Source organism: Citrobacter koseri ATCC BAA-895 (assembly GCF_000018045.1).
Lineage (GTDB): Bacteria > Pseudomonadota > Gammaproteobacteria > Enterobacterales > Enterobacteriaceae > Citrobacter_B > Citrobacter_B koseri.
This window is the reverse complement of sequence record NC_009792.1, coordinates 2,385,258-2,404,998: the sequence shown is the minus strand read 5'-3', so window position 1 is coordinate 2,404,998 and position 19,741 is coordinate 2,385,258. Positions and strand designations below refer to the sequence as shown.

17 protein-coding genes are annotated in these 19,741 nt (G+C 55.3%); 5 read left to right on the top strand and 12 right to left on the bottom strand.

Annotated elements, in window-relative coordinates; genetic code table 11:
- Positions 1-2: 2 nt before the first annotated feature.
- Both CKO_RS11030 and CKO_RS11025 read right to left on the bottom strand, forming a co-directional pair.
- Positions 3-1,247, bottom strand: a complete 1,245-nt coding sequence (locus CKO_RS11030; protein ID WP_012133427.1) for a mechanosensitive ion channel family protein — start codon at positions 1,245-1,247, stop codon at positions 3-5.
- 74 nt (positions 1,248-1,321) lie between these two features.
- Positions 1,322-2,758, bottom strand: coding sequence for an MFS transporter (locus tag CKO_RS11025; protein ID WP_024130567.1), 1,437 nt, complete (start codon positions 2,756-2,758; stop codon positions 1,322-1,324).
- A gap of 107 nt (positions 2,759-2,865) precedes the next feature.
- Between CKO_RS11025 and CKO_RS11020 the strand changes: the two genes are divergently transcribed.
- Complete coding sequence (locus tag CKO_RS11020; RefSeq protein WP_012133425.1) at positions 2,866-3,732, top strand: helix-turn-helix transcriptional regulator; 867 nt, start codon at positions 2,866-2,868, stop codon at positions 3,730-3,732.
- Between the two features lie 239 nt (positions 3,733-3,971).
- On the opposite strand, the gene nfsB is transcribed toward CKO_RS11020, so the two are convergent.
- The 3 genes from nfsB to CKO_RS11005 form a co-directional block, all read right to left on the bottom strand.
- Positions 3,972-4,625, bottom strand: a complete 654-nt coding sequence (nfsB, locus tag CKO_RS11015; protein WP_012133424.1) for an oxygen-insensitive NAD(P)H nitroreductase — start codon at positions 4,623-4,625, stop codon at positions 3,972-3,974.
- Between the two features lie 120 nt (positions 4,626-4,745).
- Positions 4,746-5,114, bottom strand: a complete 369-nt coding sequence (locus CKO_RS11010) for an MmcQ/YjbR family DNA-binding protein (protein ID WP_012133422.1) — start codon at positions 5,112-5,114, stop codon at positions 4,746-4,748.
- Positions 5,114-5,695, bottom strand: a complete 582-nt coding sequence (locus CKO_RS11005; protein ID WP_012133421.1) for a TetR/AcrR family transcriptional regulator — start codon at positions 5,693-5,695, stop codon at positions 5,114-5,116. The genes CKO_RS11010 and CKO_RS11005 overlap by 1 nt, the downstream gene beginning before the upstream one ends.
- Positions 5,696-5,885: 190 nt before the next feature.
- On the opposite strand from CKO_RS11005, the gene CKO_RS11000 reads away from it, so the two are divergent.
- Together CKO_RS11000 and CKO_RS10995 are read left to right on the top strand one after the other, a co-directional pair.
- Positions 5,886-6,986 carry an MBL fold metallo-hydrolase gene (locus CKO_RS11000; protein WP_012133420.1) on the top strand — a complete coding sequence of 367 codons (1,101 nt, stop codon included), beginning with the start codon at positions 5,886-5,888 and terminating at the stop codon, positions 6,984-6,986.
- Between the two features lie 29 nt (positions 6,987-7,015).
- On the top strand, positions 7,016-7,357 hold the full coding sequence (locus tag CKO_RS10995) for a RamA family antibiotic efflux transcriptional regulator (RefSeq protein WP_024130566.1): 342 nt from the start codon (positions 7,016-7,018) through the stop codon (positions 7,355-7,357).
- Positions 7,358-7,393: 36 nt separating this feature from the next.
- On the opposite strand, the gene CKO_RS10990 is transcribed toward CKO_RS10995, so the two are convergent.
- Complete coding sequence (locus CKO_RS10990; protein ID WP_024130565.1) at positions 7,394-9,538, bottom strand: TonB-dependent siderophore receptor; 2,145 nt, start codon at positions 9,536-9,538, stop codon at positions 7,394-7,396.
- A gap of 157 nt (positions 9,539-9,695) precedes the next feature.
- Between CKO_RS10990 and CKO_RS10985 the strand changes: the two genes are divergently transcribed.
- Entirely contained in the window at positions 9,696-11,321 is a 1,626-nt protein-coding gene (locus tag CKO_RS10985) for an alpha/beta hydrolase-fold protein (RefSeq protein WP_012133416.1), read from the top strand.
- Here CKO_RS10985 and CKO_RS10980 read toward each other — a convergent pair.
- The 5 genes from CKO_RS10980 to betI all read right to left on the bottom strand — a co-directional run bounded on the left by CKO_RS10980 (position 11,250) and on the right by betI (position 16,557).
- A complete protein-coding gene (locus CKO_RS10980) occupies positions 11,250-11,498 on the bottom strand; it encodes a DUF1158 domain-containing protein (protein ID WP_012133415.1) in 249 nt (82 codons plus the stop codon). The genes CKO_RS10985 and CKO_RS10980 overlap by 72 nt on opposite strands.
- Before the next feature lie 65 nt (positions 11,499-11,563).
- On the bottom strand, positions 11,564-12,682 hold the full coding sequence (locus tag CKO_RS10975; protein ID WP_012133413.1) for a YbdK family carboxylate-amine ligase: 1,119 nt from the start codon (positions 12,680-12,682) through the stop codon (positions 11,564-11,566).
- Positions 12,683-12,787: 105 nt separating this feature from the next.
- Positions 12,788-14,464: a choline dehydrogenase gene (betA, locus tag CKO_RS10970; protein ID WP_012133412.1), complete on the bottom strand. Its 1,677-nt coding sequence runs from the start codon at positions 14,462-14,464 to the stop codon at positions 12,788-12,790.
- A 13-nt stretch (positions 14,465-14,477) separates the two neighbouring features.
- Positions 14,478-15,950 (bottom strand): betaine-aldehyde dehydrogenase, encoded by a 1,473-nt coding sequence (betB, locus tag CKO_RS10965; protein ID WP_024130563.1) that lies wholly within the window; start codon positions 15,948-15,950, stop codon positions 14,478-14,480.
- Positions 15,951-15,963: 13 nt separating this feature from the next.
- Positions 15,964-16,557, bottom strand: a complete 594-nt coding sequence (gene betI, locus CKO_RS10960) for a transcriptional regulator BetI (protein ID WP_024130562.1) — start codon at positions 16,555-16,557, stop codon at positions 15,964-15,966.
- A gap of 282 nt (positions 16,558-16,839) precedes the next feature.
- Between betI and CKO_RS10955 the strand changes: the two genes are divergently transcribed.
- The gene (locus CKO_RS10955; protein ID WP_012133409.1) at positions 16,840-18,873 is read left to right on the top strand and encodes a choline transporter; all 2,034 of its coding nucleotides are present in this window, start codon (positions 16,840-16,842) and stop codon (positions 18,871-18,873) included.
- A 169-nt stretch (positions 18,874-19,042) separates the two neighbouring features.
- On the opposite strand, the gene entD is transcribed toward CKO_RS10955, so the two are convergent.
- On the bottom strand, positions 19,043-19,705 hold the full coding sequence (gene entD, locus CKO_RS10950) for an enterobactin synthase subunit EntD (RefSeq protein ID WP_012133408.1): 663 nt from the start codon (positions 19,703-19,705) through the stop codon (positions 19,043-19,045).
- Between the last annotated feature and the right edge of the window lie 36 nt (positions 19,706-19,741).

Here is a 19,741-nt window from a genome sequence, read left to right as displayed (position 1 = left end):
TATTAGCGCTGAAACGCCCCGGACAGCGCGCGAATATCGTTTCCTGTAGGGGACTGGTGAATCCGTAAGCCAAACTCTTCGACCACGGCAAAAATGTGGTCGAAAATATCGGCCTGAATACTTTCATATTCCAGCCACACCACGGTATTGGTAAACGCGTAAATCTCAATGGGTAAACCCTGATCGTCCGGCGCAAGCTGGCGTACCATCATGGTCATATCTTTGCGGATACGCGGATGGTGGCGTAAATATTCATTCAGGTAGGCGCGGAAAGTGCCAATATTGGTCATCCGACGATGATTGAGTACGGATTCCGGCGCAGTCTGCTGTTGGTTCCATTCCTGGATTTCCTGATGACGGGTGGTTAAATAGGGCTTTAACAAATGCGCTTTATATAAACGCTGCTGCTCATCCTCATCAAGAAAATGAATGCTGGTGGCGTCGATACTGATGCTGCGTTTAATTCGGCGACCGCCAGAGGCGGACATGCCGCTCCAGTTTTTGAAAGAGTCCGAAACCAGGGACCAGGTGGGGATGGTGGTAATGGTATTATCCCAGTTGCGCACTTTCACGGTGGTTAAGCCGATATCGATCACCGCGCCGTCCGCGCCGTATTTCGGCATTTCCAGCCAGTCGCCCAGCTTCAGCATATCGTTCGCTGAAAGCTGTATACCCGCGACCAGACCGAGAATGGGGTCTTTAAACACCAGCATTAAGACGGCGGCCATCGCGCCGAGACCGCTAATGAGAATAGCCGGAGACTGGCCTATCAGCAGGGAGATCATCAGAATACCGATGATAATGGCGCCGATGAGCTTGATGCCCTGGAATATTCCTTTCAGCGGAAGCTGAGACGCCGCCGGGAATTTTTGCGACAGGTTGAGAATAACATCCAGTAACGAAAAGACGGACAACAGGGCATACATCATGATCCACAGTTGTGCGCAGGTGGTTAATATCTCAGCCGCCTCAGTCCCCTTTTGTAGCCAGAGCACAGCCTGAATATTGACGATAATCCCCTGGAGCGTAAACGCCAGGCGGTGAAATAATTTATTCTGGGTAATGATTTGCAGCCACAGGCGTGAACTGGCGCTGGCGCGCTTTTCAAAGGCTCGCAGCACCACCCAATGCAAAATAATATGCACAATGATGGCAGTGAGAAAAATAATGCCAAAAATCATCACCAGCGAAGTGGTGTGATTCATTTCGATCCCGAGTTCTTCTACCTGAGATATTAATTCCTGCATAACGTCTCCTTTATAAACAGCGGTCTATGATGACCGCTGTGCGGATATTATGCAAATTGCACGATGCAGGTTTGTTATTTTGACACCATACAGGGGCGGGTTGCATTGATATTCAATGCGCGGCGAAACCATAATGTCGCCAGAACCAGACTGAGCATCATGGCAGCTTCGACGGCCAGAAAACCGATCACCGACTGCGTATAATCGCCGTGACTATTGTGTTGCAGATGCAAAAATAACGCCCCCAGCACCGCCGGGCCAAGCCCCAATGTGGCTTGCTGCAACGTGCTTAAAATGGCGCTTCCGGCTCCGGCATCCTGCGTGCTGATATCGCGCATGCCGATACGATAAAAGCTGTTCACGATCAGCGCCTGTCCATAACCTATCAGGGCCGTTGCCGGCGCCAGCGCGAAGGTGGATGTTTGCATACCCGAATGCCAGAAGGTCATCATTAACCCGGCTAAGCCGATTATCTGAATCGCCAGACCCATCAACAGAATACGCCCCATGCTGTAGCGCGCAATCAATCGCGGTGCGTAGCAGGCCGAGATGAAATAGGCCGCGCCGAGGGCGATAAAGCTGTTGCCGGATTCCCACGGCGCCATCCCCAGACCCATTTGCAGAGTCAGCGCCATACAGAACATAAAACCTGACCATGCGCTAAAAAACAGCAATGCGATCAGGATGCCGAAACGGATGCTGGTCAGCCGTAACAGGCGCGGCGGCAGAAGCGGGTGCTGGTGGCGCAGCTCCTGCCGGAGCGCATTTTTACGCATCCACCATCCCAGCGGGAGAATGGCAAATAGCGCCGCCTGAGCCTGCCAGGGCCAGCCGGTTTCTGGCCCCAGCGCCATAGGAAAAAGCAGGCAGCAGAGGATGGCGGCCAGACAGACGGTGCCCAACCAGTCGATGTCGGCGCGGGTTTCGCTGGCCGTTTCGGGAACGTGGCGGCGGCTGAATGCCAGTACCAGAAGGCAGACCGGGACATTAATAAAAAATGCGTTGCGCCAGCCAAGCCCGGCGATATCCGCCGAGACCAGCCAGCCGCCGCCCATTTGACCGACGATAAAGGCAATGCCGCCAATACCGCCATATAAACTGATGGCCTTTGCGTGCGCGCTTCCTTTTAGCGTGACGTGAAGCGTGGCGAGAATTTGCGGCACGATCAACGCCGCGCCAGCCCCCTGCAAAATACGGGCGCCCAGCAGCATGTGAATAGAGTTCGCCAGACCGCAGAACAGGGAGGCGACGCCAAAGAATGCGACTCCCCACATAAACAGGCGGCGGCGACCGTAGTTATCGCCGAGCTTGCTCCCCAGCGCCAGACAGACCGCGAACGTTATCCCATAGAGGGCGACAATTAACTCCAGTTGCGTCGTTGTCGCCTGTAAAGAGCGGGTAATGGACTCCAGGGCGACGTTGGTAATCGATGTATCAATAAGCGGCAGCATTTGGCCTGTCAGCAAGAGCGATAGCCCGGTGCGACTGAGTGAAACGGCTGACGTATTCATGGTAACTCCATTGCGTCATTCAACAGATGGACGTAGCATTACTGAAGAATTAAACGGGTACCAGTTCCTGGTTATACTGGTATTGGTACTACCATGCTGGAGGTAATATGACGGTGATGACGCGACGTGAGCCCACGGTGATGCAACCCGCAGACAACCGGAAGCAGCTCGGCGCATTTTTACGCGCCCGGCGGGAAAGCCTCGATCCGCAACGTATGGGGCTGCCGCGCGTCGGTCGGCGGCGAACGCCCGGTCTGCGCCGCGAAGAGGTGGCGATGCTGGCGGAAGTTGGCGTGACCTGGTACACCTGGCTGGAACAGGGGCGGGAGGTGAATCCCTCTGAGTCGGTACTGGTTGGCGTTGCGAATGCGCTGCAATGCAGCCCGCTGGAAACCCGACACCTGTTTGTTCTGGCCGGGCTGACGCCGCCGGAATCGACGCAGATCACCGTGTGCGAAGGGATCAGTGCGGGAACCCGCCGTATGCTTGACAGCCTGATGCCGCAGCCAGCTAGCATTCAGAAACCTAATTTTGATATTGTGGCGTGGAATGAGAGTTTTTGTCGGCTGATGGGCGTGGATTTTGCCACGATCCCGGATGACGATCGCAACTGTATTTACCTCTACCTCACCAACGAAACCTGGCGCAGCCGCATAGAAAACCGCGACGTGCTGCCGACGTTTGTCTCTTATTTCCGTGCGGCAATGGCGGAACACCGTGGCGATCCGAGGTGGGAAAATAAACTGGCGCGCTTTTTCGCCGCATCTTCCGAGTTTGAAGCGTTATGGCATCAGCGTTATGAGGTGCGTGGCGTGGAAAACCAGGTGAAGAATTTTCTCCATCCCCGGTTAGGGCGTTTTAGTTTGCAGCAGATGTACTGGTATTCCGCACCGCGTAACGGCTCCCGGTTGTTGGTGTATTTACCGATGGATGAGGCCGGAGAACAGGCGCTGGCGTGGCTGGATAAGCAGTAAAATGCCCGGTGGCGCTACGCTTACCGGGCCTACAATAACGTATGCTCCGTAGGCCGGATAAGGCGATATGCCCGGTGGCGCTACGCTTACCGAGCCTACAATAACGTGTGCTCCGTAGGCCGGATAAGGCGCAGCCGCCATCCGGCATAATGCCCGGTGGCGCGACGCTTACCGGGCCTACAATAACGTGTGCACCGTAGGCCGGATAAGGCGCAGCCGCCATCCGGCATAACAAGAAATCAGACTTCCGTCAGGGTGGTTTCCTGCGGCAGGCGGGATTTCGGCAGCGTAGCGTTAAAATCTTCTACGCTGTGATGGCCGACAGGCACCACGACCAGGCTGGTATAACCTTTCTCTTTCAGGCCAAATTCAGCGTCAAGAACCGCGGCGTCGAAGCCTTCAATCGGTACGGCGTCCAGACCCATCGCGGCGACGCCCAGCAGGAAGTTGCCAACATTCAGGTATACCTGTTTCGCCATCCACTGATCGTCATCTTTCAGGTCGCGGCGGTGCAGATCCGCGAAAAAGCGACGGCCTTTGTTATTTGCCGCTTTGGCTTCCGGCGTGGCAAAACGGCCATCGGCATCTTCCTGATCGACAACGCGATCCAGCCAGGCGTCGTCCATTGCGGTTTTTGCGCAAAACACGACGACATGGGAAGCATCCAGCATTTTGCGCTCGTTAAACACGAAATTACCGGCGGCGGATTTCGCAACGCGCGCTTTCCCTTCTTCGGTACTGGCGACGATGAAATGCCACGGCTGAGAGTTGGTGCTGGAAGGGCTATATTGCAGCAATGTTTTGAGTTTTTCCGCTTCGTCTGCGGTCAGTTGTTTGCTGGGATCGAACGCCTTAGTGGAGTAGCGTTTTAAGGCGACAGAAACGATATCCATAAATACTCCTGATGTTTTTTAATACCCTGCGGGTGCGTTTTCGTGCCAGCAGGGTACAGGGTTAGCACATAAAAGATAAGAGAGAAAAGTGCGAAAACACTTATCGATATCAACGATAAATCAGGCGGGGCGCAGACGCTTTTGATCTTTTTTAGCCAGACCATCCACCACCAGATTCCAGGAGTCGCCGATCAGGTCGGCAAGCAGCGACGGCGTGATATCGTCTCCTGCGTAAACGGAAATCCAGTGTTTTTTGTTCATGTGGTAACCGGGTTCAATACTGCGGTAAATCTGCTGATTTAACAGGGATTTCTGTGGATCGGACTTCAGGTTCACAAACCGACGGCCGCGTTGTTCAGAAACGATCATGAATATCTTGCCGCCGACTTTAAAGACATCAAACTCTGGGCCGAACGGCCAGCAGTGTTCGGTGAAAGGCAGTTCGAGCGCGATGCGTTTCGCACAATGATGCAGCGTCTGGCCGTCCATTATTTTTCCTCGCGGGTGAGGGCGCGCCACATCGCTTCAAAACCCAGCGAGATGTACTCATTTGCGTGGGCCGGATCGCGGGCGGCAAATTCCATCGTGGTTTCTGCCAGGGTGAGGAACAGGGCATCGCCAAAGGCGCGGTATTCGTCAGACATGAAAATGGGCAGAACCGAACGATGGCAGAGATCGCGCAGTTCCGGGAACATATCGTCCGCCAGTTGCTCGGTTTCTTTCGTGATTTTCTCACTAACCGCAAGCTGGCGGATGGTGCGGTGCCCGTTAGTGTTGTTCAGGCCCCAGTTGATGTAGCTGTTCCAGATGAAGTGCGTCATGGTTCTGGTGTCGGTGATTGAGCGGTCCAGATTCGCCATCATCGACTGGCAGAGATCCTGCTTCAAATGCAGATAAAGCTCGTTGATTAAGTCATCTTTTGTCGCGAAATAGCGAAACAATGTTCCCTCAGCAACACCTGCGTTGCGAGCAATGACGGCGGTGGAGGCGGCAATGCCGGATTGCGCGATCGCTTTTGTTGCGGCTTCCAGTAACGCCAGTTTTTTGTCTTCACTCTTCGGACGAGCCACTACACTTTACCCTTAATGATGTAAAAAACACGATTGAAACACGCTCTTTGCAGCGCCGCAACGGTGAATGTCAAAGATTGAAAATCATCTTGACGAGATTCCTTCGCTTTCTATAATGAGTGCTTACTCACTCATAATCAAGTGACAGTCGCGCAAACCAGCGGAAAGGGGCGCGTTTTCGGATCAGGATATGAAGCGTCTCACAATTTGTGTGGTTGTTATTATGCTTATTGCTTCTACAGCGAGTCTGCCGTTTGTCCTTAACGCCGGGTTTGGTCAGGTGCCGCAGGGCGCTCAACTGAGCCTGGTGGAACAGTCTCCACACTATCGTGATGGACAGTTTCATAATCAATTACCCACTCCCGGTTACACCGGGGATAAGGGGATGCTCGCCGCATGGTGGGAGTTTCTGGTCGCTAAACGTGAAAACGCGCGGCCTGCCCAACCGTTGCCGCTGGTAAACACCGATCTCGCCAGCGTACCGCGCGATCGGGACACGCTCATCTGGCTGGGCCATTCCTCCTGGTATCTGCAACTGGCGGGAAAACGCATTCTGATCGACCCGGTATTCAGCAGCTATGCCGCGCCGTTTTCGTTTCTGAATAAAGCCTTTGCCGGAGACTACCCCTGGACGGCGCAAAATATGCCGGAGATCGACCTGCTGATCATCTCGCACGATCACTATGACCATCTGGACTACGCCACCATCAAAGCGCTGATGCCGAAGATTAAGCGAGTCATTACGCCGCTGGGTGTGGGATCGCATTTGCGCTACTGGGGCATGAATGGCGGGATTATCGACGAGCGCGACTGGAACCAGTCCGTCAGGATCGATGATGCGCTGCTGATCCACGTCCTGCCCGCGCGCCATTTTTCTGGCCGGGGGCTCAAACGTAACCAGACGCTGTGGGCGAGTTTTATGTTTGAGACGCCTGAACAGAAGGTTTATTACAGCGGGGACTCCGGTTACGGGCCGCATTTTAAGGCGATTGGAGAACAGTTCGGCTCAGTCGATCTGGCCATCATGGAAAACGGTCAGTACGACCGGGACTGGCGATACATTCACATGATGCCGGAAGAGACCGCGCAGGCGGCGCAGGACCTGCGCGCAAAAGCGATTTTACCCGGTCATGCCGGGCGTTTTGTCCTGGCGAAACACAGCTGGGACGATCCGTATAAACGTCTGGCGCTGGCGAGTCGTCATAAACGCTACCGCCTGCTGACGCCGACGCTGGGAGAACCGGTGATGTTGGCCGATCCGACCCAGCAGTTTACGGCCTGGTGGGAATAAGCGACCATTTTTCGGAGGGGGAGAGCACGATGACCATTTCCGCTCAGGTAATCGACACTATTGTCGAGTGGATTGATGATAATTTAAATCAACCGTTGCGCATTGATGATATTGCCCGCCACGCCGGGTACTCCAAATGGCATCTGCAACGCCTGTTTATGCAGTACAAAGGGGAGAGTCTGGGGCGCTATATCCGGGAGCGTAAGCTGCGGCTGGCGGCGCGTGATTTACGCGATACCGACCAAAGGGTGTATGACATCTGCCTGAAGTACGGTTTTGATTCGCAGCAGACCTTTACGCGGATCTTCACCCGAACCTTTAATCAGCCGCCGGGCGCCTACCGTAAAGAGAATCACAGCCGTACGCACTGAGTTTCCCCGGCAGCGCCTGGCTGCCGGGAATCTTTCTTACCAGGAATAGCTCACTGTTGCCGTAACCGTGCGACCTACGCCATAGAAGCAGGCGGTGTCGCTGGCGCAAGAGGCCACGTATTTCGTATCGGCGATATTATTGACATTAAACTGTACGGCTGCGCCTTTCAGGCTGCTGTTCAGTTCTCCCAGTTCGTAGCTCACCATCGCGTCATACAGATCCACCGCCGGCACTTTAAAGGTGTTTTTCGCATCGCCGTAGCTGGTGCCGATGTAGCGTACGCCCACGCCGGTCGTCAGGCTTTTCAGCGGGCCGCCAGGGAAGGTATAACTGGCGAAGGCGGAAGCCATGTGGGCAGGAATACGGGCAGGCGTTTTCCCTTCCGTACCCGCTACCGTGGTGTTGACGGTTTCCGCATCCGTGTAGGTATACGAGCCAATCAGGTTGACGCTATCCCACAGTGAAGAGTGAATTTCCGCTTCCACGCCTTTGGAACGCACTTCCCCTGCATTTTCGAACCAGCCCAGCGTGCTGTTGTAAGTGGACACATTGCTCTGTTTGAGATCGTATAACGCCAGCGACATCAGCGTGTTATCCACCGGCTGATACTTCACGCCCACTTCGGTTTGTTTACCGGTAGTGGGTTTAAACGGCGCGCTGTCCGGCGCACGGTTGGTTTGCAGATTAGGCTCATACGAGGTGCTGTAGCTGATGTACGGCGAGAGGCCGAAATCAAAGGCATACAGCAAGCCGGTACGCCAGGTGAACTTGTTGTCGTTCTGCTGCGTTTTCTCACTGTTGATGTAATCGGTGGTGCGAACTTCCGTCCAGTCATAGCGCCCGGAGAGCAGCAGTTCCCAGTTGTTCCAGCTCATCTGATCCTGCAAATAGAGGCCCATCTGATCGAGGTTCTGCTGTTCGTGGCTGGCGGGGCTGAAGGTGCTTTCATCGACGTTTACGCCATAAACCGGGTGCGTCCAGTCCATATCGTACTGCGAGCCGGAACCGCGCATTAACAGTTGCTTGTCGTTGCTGGACTTGTAATCCAGCCCGCCGAGCAGCGTATGGTTCATCTGCGCGGTCGCAAACTGTGCTTCCAGTTGGTTATCAATGCCAAACTCATTGGTCGTGCGCTCCTCATGCTGGGCGCGACGGCTGAGCAGCGTGCTTTCCGGTTTGCTGTTGAAGTAAACCAGATAGCGGTATTTTTGCTTGATGCTGGCATAGCGGGCATTCTGGCGGAAGGTCATCATGTCATTGAACTGATGTTCAAACTCATAACCCACCATCGTCTGCTCACGCCATGACTGATCGTAATCAGGATCGCTGACGTTAAAATCGAGCGGAATATATTTTCCGTTAGCGCTGGTGACGGTGCCGTAAGCAGGCAGGAAGTTACGGTAGCCCGCATCGGGATCTTTCTGGTAGCTGGTCAGCAGCGTGAAACGGGTCTGATCGTTTGGATACCAGGTGATAGCCGGAGCAATTGCGACGCGCGAATCTTTATAGTCTTCAACCTGGTTATGCTGAGTGCGGGCGATCCCGTTCAGGCGATACAGTACCCGGCCGTCATCGCTCAGCGGGCCGCCGAAATCAAATGCGCCTTCCGCCAGATCGCGATTACCGGTGCTGAACTGAACCTTATGAATCGGTTCGCTGGTGGGGCGTTTGCTGGTCATGCTGATAAGCCCGCCGGGGTTCACCTGGCCAAACAGAACCGAAGCCGGGCCGCGTACCAGCTCTACCCGCTCCAGCAGCCACGGATCAACGGTGCCGGTTTGCGATGACGCCGTTGCGCCAAAGCTCAGACCATCAAGGAATTTAGGAACGTAGCTGAAGCCGCGTACAAACACTTCATCGTTACGGTTGGATGAGCCGCGATACTCCGTAAATGCCCCGGCGGTGTAGCGCAACGCCTGGGAGACGGAGGTGGCGTCCAGCGCGTCCATCTGGTCGCGGGTAACGACAGAGACGGACTGCGGCGTTTTCACCAGCTCCGCGGAGGTTTTGGTTGCCGACAGGGTTTTGGTCGCCACCATTCCCTTCACCGGCGCAGTGGGTTCCTGGCTGACGCCTTGCGTCACCAGAATGGTCTCCTCCTGCGTTTTGGCAAACGTCGTCGTACTGACGGTCGCCAGACTGAGAACCCAGAGCTGCATTATCTTGTTATTTTTAAATATCATTTAGCATCCTTTTCTATGCCATACCTGAAATTGTCCGGTCGTCCTGTCAGACAAATGCCGGACTGCCATCCTCATTAAACGCGACAGATGTTATTGCAAATCATTACCATTTGCATTAGCGTTGTTAACAAATTTCATCAGGAAAGCACCGTTAATGAAGATGGCATGGAGTGGTTTGGTGATTGGGCTGGGGACGATGTCGGCTCAGGCGATGCCGTGTTCGACGCCCTCCGTTCAGGGAGAGCAGCAGGGGAAATTTGATGCCAGCGGCGAGATCTGCTTTGTGCTTCCCGCGCTGAGTGAAAATTATGTTTCGGCCACCCTGTCGGGGATTACCGATGCTCGTTTGCTGGACGGCCAGAACCGTCGCATCCGTACTTTACTGGAAGGCGGCCCGGCCGATGGCGAGCATCAGCTGTTGTTTTCTTTGCCGGTACAACAGGCCACCTCGCTGGTGTTGCACGGTAATGAGGGCGCTCGCTGGCGGTTTACATGGCAGATGAAAGAGACCACACCGCTGCCGAAAATACAGCGCGTCGCTCCCGTCAGCCCAACCTTGCAGCAACTGGAAAAAGCGCTGGCGGCAGGCGCCGGAACCGCTCATTTCTGGCAGGATCTACAGCGCAACGGCACGCCGCTGGTGGAGCCGGTTGACGACAGCCATAAGCGGGTTACGTTTCTGTGGCGCGGTGCGAAGCAGAACGTTTTTATTCTCGGTTCTCCGGCAGGCGATCACGATCCTCTGTTCCGCCTGGGCGATTCCGACGTCTGGTTTCGCAGCTATGTGGTGCCTGCGGATACGGTAATGCAGTATAAACTGGCGCCGGATGTTCCGCTGGTGAACGGTTCGCCGCGCGATCAGCGGCGGGCGATTCTGGTCAGCGCGCAGAGAGATCCGCTTAACCCGCTGACGCTTGGCGAGAAGTATGCCGATCGCTGGAATCAGTTTTCCCTTCTCGATCTGAGTCCCGCGCGCTTTTGCTCTGCGCAAGCTACCGCGCAGCCTGTTCGTTACGGTTCGCTTACGCGCAAAACATTGTTCAGCGAACGTCTGGGCAACAGTCGTGAAATTGCGATTTATCGCCCACACAGCGCGCAACCGGCACGCTGGGCGCTGATGCTGTTTGACGGCAAAACGTATCTTGATGATTATCATATCGATCGCGTGCTGGATGGGCTGATCGCGCGCCATCAACTGCCGCCGATAAACGTGGTGTTTATTGATACGCTCGATCACGCCAGACGGGCGAAAGAGCTGCCGCCGAACCCTGATTTTGCCGACTTTATGGCGCATGAATTATTGCCCTGGCTGCGTCAGCAGGGGGTGACTACGCAACGACAAAAAACGGTGCTGGCGGGCTCCAGCTATGGCGGGCTGGCGTCATCCTGGGTCGCGTTGCGCTATCCGCGTCTGTTCGGCAACGTGCTGAGTTTATCCGGTTCGTACTGGTGGGCGCCAAAAGACGAGGAGGCCAGCTGGCTGACGCGTCAGTACCAGAATTCGCCGCGTTATCCTGTCCGCTTCTGGTTGCAGGCTGGCCGCTTTGAAACCAAAGGCCCGGACGGCGGTATTTATCGCAACACGCTGGAATTTGCGCAGGTACTACGTGAAAAAGGCTATCCGGTGAGTTTCCATCCGTGGTCAAGCGGACATGATTACGCCGCGTGGTGTGAAGCGCTGGTTCACGGTATGCGGGATTTCACCGGCTTAGTCAGCCAGCGAAAACCAGCGACGCCAGATAAAACGGATCACGAAATATTCGAGAGCGCCAAGCGTTAAAAACCACAGGCAAAACAGCAGGGTGTAAAGCTGGTTGAGATCCATTAAATGGAAGGTCGCAACCAGCTTTTGCGCCAGCACCATGCCAGGCGAGGGCACAGGCAGCAGCAGGCAGGAGAGAAAAGCCATCAGCAGGATGCCGGCAGCGGTCATCAACGATTCAAGCGGGTGTTTCATGGCATTGTTAAACTTGAGTTAAAAAGCCATTGTCCGGGATATCGCCGGGTAACGCAAATCGTCGCCTACTGACCCGCCCAGATCTCGCAATGTTTTTTCACCAGCCCAATCAGCGAACCGCCATCCGTCACAAACTCCCGCATCTGCCGCGCTTCATTCAGCCCGTTTTTCACCTGTAGGCGCAGAGCGTTAATGGCGCTGGCGGCGCCGACGTTATCTGCGGAGGAGGCAACATTCTCCAGCAGGCGCAGCGTGTCATCAGACAGCAGGTGATGGTTGCCGGTGTGGACATCGGTCAATGTTCCCTCCAGACCATACCGACAGGCCTGAAAGCGGTTGAATTTGTACAGCAGATAATCCCGCTCCTGATGCCTGAACGGGCGCTCGGTCAGCAGCCAGTGGGCCGTTGCCTGAATCAGCCCCGCGATATTGACCGCATGAGCAAGGGTCAGAGGCGTATCCATTACCCGAACTTCTACCGTGCCGAAGTGAGGGCTGGGACGGATATCCCAGTGCAGATCTTTGATGCTGTCGATCATGCTGGTGTACGTGAGGCGGCGGAACAGCCCTTCACATTCCTGCCAGTTGCTGGCCCACGGCATCGGGCCGTTATCAGGAAAGCTTGAGAAGATATTCAGCCGGGCGCTGGAAAAACGGGTATCTGACCCTTGCATATACGGCGATGCCGCCGCCAGCGCAATAAAGTGAGGAACAAAGCGCGACAGACCATGCAGGAGGTAGATAGCGTCATCACCGTTCGCGCATCCAATATGGACGTGCTGACCAAATACCGTCGCCTGCTGAATCAGATAACCGAAGTTTTCCAGCGTACGCTGGTAGCGCGCATTGTCGCACACCTCCTGGCGCTGCCACTTTTGAAAAGGGTGCGTGCCCCCGCCACAGATTTCAAGATGATGGTCTGCGGCAGCCTGCAAAATCACCTGCTGCATGGCGGAGAACTGCGCCGCCGCCTGGTCAATGTTGCGGCAGACTCCCGTCGCCATCTCAAGCATGCTTTCGGTGATATCGTGCTTCACTTCTCCGGCGGTGAGTTGGGATTTGACGGCGTCAATCAGGGGGGAAGAGTCCTGGCTTAAATCGTAACCCGGCGGATTGACCACCTGCATTTCCAGTTCAATTCCCAGCGTAAACGGTTCGGAAACGTGAAAATCGGGTAGCGGCATAACGTTCTCTTTTGTCAGGGCGTTGCGTTGAGTATAGATGTCAGGGAGGAGGAGGGGGGCGTGGTCTTTTCCCGCTCAGCAGCAGAGCGGGAAAAAGAGGCGGGATTAACGCAGCGGCGGCTGACGCACGGGCGCATCACCTGCGACGTAATAGCTCGCGGTGCTCTTTGCCAGCGGTTCGCGGCCACGAATCGCATCGGCCATCTTCTCGCCGATCATAATGGTGGTGGCGTTCAGGTTGCCGGTGATAATTTGCGGCATAATGGAGGCGTCCACCACGCGCAGATTTTCCACGCCGTGAACCCGGCCTTCGCCGTCGACTACCGCCATTTCGTCGTAACCCATTTTGCAGGTGCCGCAAGGATGAAACGCGGTCTCCGCGTGGTCTCGCACAAACGCATCCAGCTGTTCGTCGGTCTGGCACGTAATACCGGGGCTGATTTCGCGTCCACGGTATTTGTCCAGCGCAGGCTGGTTGATGATTTCACGCGTGATGCGTATGGCATCGCGGAACTCCTGCCAGTCCTGCCCGGTAGACATATAGTTAAACAGAATGGCCGGATGCTCGCGCGGATCGCGCGATTTAATGTGCACATGCCCACGGCTGGGTGAGCGCATCGAACCGACATGACACTGAAAACCGTGTTCTTTCACCGCATTCGAGCCGTTGTAATTAATCGCCACTGGCAGGAAGTGATACTGAATATTCGGCCAGCTAAACGCTTCGCTGCTGCGGATAAATCCACCTGCCTCAAAATGGTTGCTGGCGCCCACGCCGGTGCCGCCAAATAACCACTCAGCGCCAATTTTCGGCTGGTTCCACCATTGCAACGCCGGGTAGAGAGAGACGGGTTCTTTGCACTCATACTGTAGATACATCTCCAGATGGTCCTGCAAGTTTTCACCCACGCCCGGCAGGTGGTGCACCAACGGAATATCAAACGCTTTCAGCAGCGATGCGTCACCCACGCCGGAGCGTTGCAGGATTTGCGGCGACGCAATGGCGCCCGCGCACAGCAACACCTCTTTACGCGCCATCGCCCGGGTCGGGATGGTGCTGTCGCCTTCCAGCCACTCAACGCCTGACGCTTTTTTACCTTCGAATAGAATATGGTCGGTCAGCGCATGGGTGATGATGGTCAGATTCGGCCGACCTTTGGCCTGATCGAGATACCCGCGTGCCGTACTGGCGCGTCGTCCTTGCGGCGTCACGGTTCTGTCCATCGGCCCAAACCCCTCCTGCTGATAGCCGTTGAGGTCGTCGGTACGTGGATATCCCGCCTGGACGCCTGCTTCTATCATCGCATGGAACAGTGGGTTGTTATTGTGCTTTGGCGTGGCGACGCTTACCGGGCCGTCGCCGCCGTGGTAGTCGTTGGGGCCGATATCACGGGTTTCCGCCTTGCGGTAATAGGGCAGGCAGTTGAGGTAACTCCAGTGTTCGAGGCCTGGCTCCTGCGCCCAGTTGTCGAGATCCATCGCGTTGCCGCGAATGTAACACATGCCGTTAATCAGCGATGAGCCGCCCAGCCCTTTACCACGGCCGCACTCCATGCGGCGGTAGTTCATATGCGGCTCCGGTTCGGTCTCATACGCCCAGTTATAACGTTTACCCTGTAGCGGAAACGCCAACGCAGCAGGCATCTGGGTGCGGAAATCCGCACGGTAGTCCGGGCCGCCCGCTTCCAGCAGCAACACGGTGGTATCGCTGTCTTCGGTCAGCCGTGTTGCCAGTACGTTGCCCGCCGAACCAGCGCCAATAATGATGTAGTCAAAATGCAAACAAACCTCCTGGTTAAAATATGGATTGAAACTGACCCATCTCAACCTGGATGGACTTCACCTGGGTGTAGCTTTGCAGCGTCATGATGCCGTTCTCGCGACCAATACCGGAATGCTTGTAGCCGCCGACCGGCATTTCAGCAGGGGATTCCCCCCAGGTATTGATCCAGCAGATCCCCGCTTCAAGCTGGTGGATTGCGCGATGAGCGCGGTTGAGATCGGCTGTCACTACCCCGGCGGCCAGTCCGTAATCGGTGTTATTGGCGCGGCGGATCGCCTCTTCTTCGTTTTCGTAGGTCAGAATGGACATCACCGGGCCGAAAATTTCTTCACGTACGATGGTCATCTCATCCCGGCAGTCGGTGAATACGGTGGGGGCGACCCAGGCGCCGTTATCAAACGACTCGCCTTTTAATACATCGCCGCCGCAAAGCAGCGTTGCGCCTTCCGCTTTTCCGCTGGCGATATAACGCAGAACGTTGTCACGATGGGGGAAGCTCACCAGTGGGCCAAAATTGGTTGCCGGGTCAGACAGATCGCCTGCGCGAATGCGGCTTACGCGCGCCAGAATTTTTTGCTCGAAGGTGCTTTTCATGTGCGCCGGAATGAATACGCGCGTGCCGTTGGTGCAGACCTGGCCGGAGCTGAAGAAGTTCGCCATCATGGCGATATCCGCCGCGAGGTCGGGGTCCGCGTCGTCAAAGATAATCAGCGGTGATTTGCCGCCCAGCTCCATCGTCACCTCTTTCAGCGATGAAGCCGCTGAATTGGCCATCACTTTCTTGCCGCTGGCGACGCCGCCGGTGAAGGAGATTTTGGCGATATCAGGATGTTCCGTCAGGAACTGCCCTGTTTCCGCGCCGGTGCCTGGCAGCACGTTGAACACACCGTCCGGGAGACCGGCTTCGCTGTAGATTTCCGCCAGTTTTAACGCGGTTAGCGGCGTGACTTCACTGGGTTTGAAGATCATGGCATTGCCTGCCGCCAGCGCCGGAGCGGATTTCCACAGGGCGATTTGAATGGGATAGTTCCATGCGCCGATCCCGGCCACCACGCCCAGCGGCTCGCGACGGGTGTAGACGAATGACGTCTCGCGTAGCGGGATCTGGCTGCCTTCTAGGGCAGGGATCAGCCCTGCGTAATACTCAAGCACGTCAGCGCCGGTGGCGATGTCCACGCTGGCGGTTTCGCTCAGTGGTTTACCGGTATCGAGCGTTTCCAGTTGCGCCAGCTCGTCATTGCGTTCACGCAGAATATCAACTGCCCGACGCAGGATTCGCGAGCGTGCCATTGCGCTCATCGCGGCCCACATTTTTTGTCCGCGCTGCGCGCTTTTCACGGCGCGATCGACATCGTCGCGGCCTGCGGCCTGTACGGTAGCCAGTACCTCGCCGTTAGCGGGATTGATCGTCTCAAAGGTGCGACCGCTGGTGGCGGCAGTATATGCGCCGTCAATATAAAGCTGTTGTTCTGCCATTCGGGGCATGGGTTCTCCTCGGTTAGTCAGTGGCGTTCGGCAAATGCTGACTGATGAAATGGGTGGTCAGCGCCTGAGCGAGACTGAGATTAAACGGTTTTCCGCTCAGCGCGGCGCGTAGCCACAGTCCATCGATAAGCGCCGCCAGGCCATAACCGGCCTGTTGAGCCTGCTGGCGCGGAAGTTCGCGCCTGAATTCATACACAATGTTCGACAGCAGCCGCTTGCTGGCGACCTGTTGCAGGCGGTAGAGCATCGGCTGATGCATGCTGCTTGCCCAGAATGCGAGCCAGGCTTTCATCGCGGCCTGGCTTATCTGACTGTCGTCAAAGTTGCCCGCTACGATGGCGCGCAAACGCAATTCTGCGCTGGCCTCTGGAAGGGCATGCAACCGACGCAGGACGGCATAGCGAAGCTGGCTGGTGATGTCGCGCATCGTCGCTTCCAGCAATCCATTTTTATCCTTGAAATAGTGACTGATGATGCCGGTCGACACGCCTGCTCGTCGGGCTATTTGCGCAATGGTTGCGTCATGCATTCCGACTTCATTAATGGCCTCCAGGGTGGCGTCAATCAGTTGCCTGCGACGAAGGGTTTGCATCCCCACTTTGGGCATTTTTATCGCTCCAGTCATCAGTTATGGTTATGTATTAAACCGTTTTTTGATTGGACGTTCAATATAAAATGTGTCTTAATTGTTATCAATTTAGCGGTTAACAGGTAAGGAGAATGTAATGGGATATTAGATAAACTTAATAAAAACAATAAATTGAAAATATCATCATTTCTGTTAATAAGGCTATTTTTGCAAATCTGTTAAAAATGCCATCGCCTTACAGAATCTCAAAAAGTTAGCTGCTCGACAGAGTAGTCACCGTTACTTAATCAGAGGTAATCGATGACGAACCTTGCTCAGAACAGAGAAAAGGACAAAATCAATCCCGTTGTGTTTTATACGTCTGCCGGACTGATTTTGTTGTTTTCCCTGACGACCATTTTTTTTAGTGATTTCTCCGCAGTCTGGATCGGCCGCACGCTGAACTGGGTCTCCATAACGTTTGGCTGGTACTATCTGCTGGCCGCCACGCTCTATATCGTTTTTGTCATATTCATTGCCTGCTCGCGTTTCGGTTCCGTCAAGCTCGGGCCTGAGCAGTCAAAGCCGGAATTTAGTCTGCTAAGCTGGGCGGCAATGCTTTTCGCCGCCGGGATTGGCATCGACCTGATGTTCTTCTCGGTGGCTGAGCCCGTCACCCAATATATGCAGCCGCCGGAAGGGGCAGGGCAGACCATTGAAGCCGCCCGCCAGTCGATGGTCTGGACGCTGTTTCACTACGGCCTGACCGGTTGGTCGATGTATGCGTTAATGGGGATGGCGCTTGGCTACTTTAGCTATCGCTATAACCTGCCGCTGACCATTCGCTCAGCGCTCTATCCAATCTTCGGTAAGCGCATCAACGGGCCGATTGGGCATAGCGTGGATATTGCCGCAGTTATCGGCACCATCTTTGGTATCGCCACGACGCTGGGGATTGGTGTGGTGCAGCTCAATTACGGTCTGAGCGTGCTGTTTGATATCCCGGATTCAATGGCGGCCAAAGCGGCGCTGATTGTGCTGTCGGTGGTGATCGCCACGATCTCGGTGACTTCTGGCGTGGACAAAGGCATTCGGGTTCTGTCGGAGCTGAATGTGCTGCTGGCGCTGGGGTTGATCCTCTTTGTGCTGTTTATGGGGGACACCTCATTCCTGCTCAATGCGCTGGTGCTGAATGTGGGCGACTACGTTAACCGCTTTATGGGGATGACGTTGAACAGCTTTGCGTTCGACAGGCCGGTTGAGTGGATGAACAACTGGACGCTCTTTTTCTGGGCGTGGTGGGTTGCGTGGTCGCCGTTTGTCGGGCTGTTTCTGGCGCGTATTTCGCGTGGCCGCACCATTCGCCAGTTTGTCTTCGGTACGTTGATTATCCCGTTCACTTTCACTCTGCTGTGGCTGTCGGTGTTTGGCAATAGCGCGCTGTATGAAATCATTCATGGCGATGCCGGTTTTGCCGAGGAAGCGATGGCGCACCCTGAGCGCGGCTTTTATAGCCTGCTGGCGCAGTATCCGGCCTTCACCTTCAGCGCGTCTGTCGCCACAATCACCGGTCTGTTGTTCTACGTGACATCGGCGGACTCCGGTGCGCTGGTGCTGGGCAATTTCACCTCAAAACTGAAAGACATCAACAGCGATGCGCCAGCCTGGCTGCGTGTTTTCTGGTCGGTAGCGATTGGCCTGCTGACGCTGGGGATGCTGATGACCAATGGGATTTCAGCGCTGCAAAACACGACGGTGATCATGGGGCTGCCGTTTAGTTTTGTGATCTTCTTCATTATGGCGGGATTGTATAAGTCATTGAAAGTTGAAGATTATCGTCGGGAAAGCGCCAGTCGTCATACCGCACCGCGTCCGATGGGCGTGCAGGACCGGCTGAGCTGGAAAAAACGACTGTCGCGCCTGATGAACTACCCGGGAACGCGCTATACCCGCGAAATGATGGAGAAGGTATGTTTCCCGGCAATGGAAGAGGTCGCCCATGAGCTGCAACTGCGCGGCGCATCGGTGGAGCTGAAAAGTATGCCGCCGCAGGAAGGGGAAAACCTTGGTCATCTGGATCTGCGGGTTCACATGGGCGATGAGCGCAACTTTATCTATCAGATCTGGCCGCAGCAGTACGCAATCCCCGGCTTTACCTACCGGGCGCGCAGCGGCAAGTCGAGCTATTACCGGCTGGAAACGTTCCTGCTGGAAGGAAGCCAGGGAAATGACCTGATGGACTACAGCAAAGAGCAGGTGATTACGGACATTCTCGATCAGTATGAACGTCATCTGAACTTTATTCATCTGGATCGTGAAGCGCCTGGCAACGGGGTGTTGTTCCCGGGAATGTAAGCGGATCTCACGTTTTCTGAAAATAGTTCCGTCAACCTTGAGGCTAACAACCCGAACACGACAATTCGGCTTGTTAGTCTCTTCTTCGCATGGAGGCGATATATGCTGACGAAATACGCTTTTATGGCAATGCTTGTGCTCCGCAGTCAGCAATGGCTGCGGGCAAATTCTACAGAGCGGACGCGCAGAGCGTAATGACCTGACCGTCGTACTCACGCCACGAAATATCCACTGTGCAATCAGCAAGCTGCGGCGAAAACGCCGACGTCATTTGCATGGTTAGATGTGTTTTCGTCACTGAAACGATCCTGGCGCTGGCAAAACCCGGTAACGTTGCCGCGCGATCGGAGAACGCTTTATAGACGCTCTCTTTGGCGGAAAACGCCAGGGTTAACGCGAGCGGAAAAGGGAGAGGGCTGCGCTGTAAAACGCGTTGTTCATCGTTATCGACGATACTGCTGGTGAGTTCTGCCGCCGTTTGAGGCGTGAAGATTGCTTCGATATCAACCCCTACCGGAGTGAGGGAGACGACTGCCAGCGCCGTGGCGGCGCTGTGGCTGATACTGCCGAACAGACCTTCCGGCCACAAGGGCTGCCGTTTATCGCCGATAGCGGGTACGGTTTTGTGCCCATATTCAGTCAGAGCATGAAACGCGGCGAGACGTCCCGCTAAATGTTCAGCCTGACGTTTTCGCCCGGCGGGAAGCAGCTGCGCATGGTGCGGCAACCAGAGCAGATCGTGTTCGTGGAAGCTATCGATATCGAACCCGATAAGATGAAGTTTGTGGCGGGAAAAAGAGAGGGGGTGTAAGTGGTTCGCATGGTTTCTCATAAAAACCCTCTCCCCGTTCAGGGAGAGGGCGGTCGT

Coding starts and splice junctions, on each gene's coding strand:
- CKO_RS11020 (WP_012133425.1), top strand. CDS start 2,866: ATGACGGTGATGACGCGACGTGAGCCCACGGTGATGCAACCCGCAGAC.
- CKO_RS11010 (WP_012133422.1), bottom strand. CDS start 5,114: ATGGACGGCCAGACGCTGCATCATTGTGCGAAACGCATCGCGCTCGAA.
- CKO_RS10980 (WP_012133415.1), bottom strand. CDS start 11,498: ATGAAACACCCGCTTGAATCGTTGATGACCGCTGCCGGCATCCTGCTG.
- entD (WP_012133408.1), bottom strand. CDS start 19,705: ATGAGAAACCATGCGAACCACTTACACCCCCTCTCTTTTTCCCGCCAC.
- CKO_RS10985 (WP_012133416.1), top strand. CDS start 9,696: ATGAAGATGGCATGGAGTGGTTTGGTGATTGGGCTGGGGACGATGTCG.
- betB (WP_024130563.1), bottom strand. CDS start 15,950: ATGCCCCGAATGGCAGAACAACAGCTTTATATTGACGGCGCATATACT.
- CKO_RS10995 (WP_024130566.1), top strand. CDS start 7,016: ATGACCATTTCCGCTCAGGTAATCGACACTATTGTCGAGTGGATTGAT.
- CKO_RS10955 (WP_012133409.1), top strand. CDS start 16,840: ATGACGAACCTTGCTCAGAACAGAGAAAAGGACAAAATCAATCCCGTT.
- CKO_RS11030 (WP_012133427.1), bottom strand. CDS start 1,247: ATGCAGGAATTAATATCTCAGGTAGAAGAACTCGGGATCGAAATGAAT.
- betI (WP_024130562.1), bottom strand. CDS start 16,557: ATGCCCAAAGTGGGGATGCAAACCCTTCGTCGCAGGCAACTGATTGAC.
- CKO_RS10975 (WP_012133413.1), bottom strand. CDS start 12,682: ATGCCGCTACCCGATTTTCACGTTTCCGAACCGTTTACGCTGGGAATT.
- nfsB (WP_012133424.1), bottom strand. CDS start 4,625: ATGGATATCGTTTCTGTCGCCTTAAAACGCTACTCCACTAAGGCGTTC.
- CKO_RS11025 (WP_024130567.1), bottom strand. CDS start 2,758: ATGAATACGTCAGCCGTTTCACTCAGTCGCACCGGGCTATCGCTCTTG.
- CKO_RS11000 (WP_012133420.1), top strand. CDS start 5,886: ATGAAGCGTCTCACAATTTGTGTGGTTGTTATTATGCTTATTGCTTCT.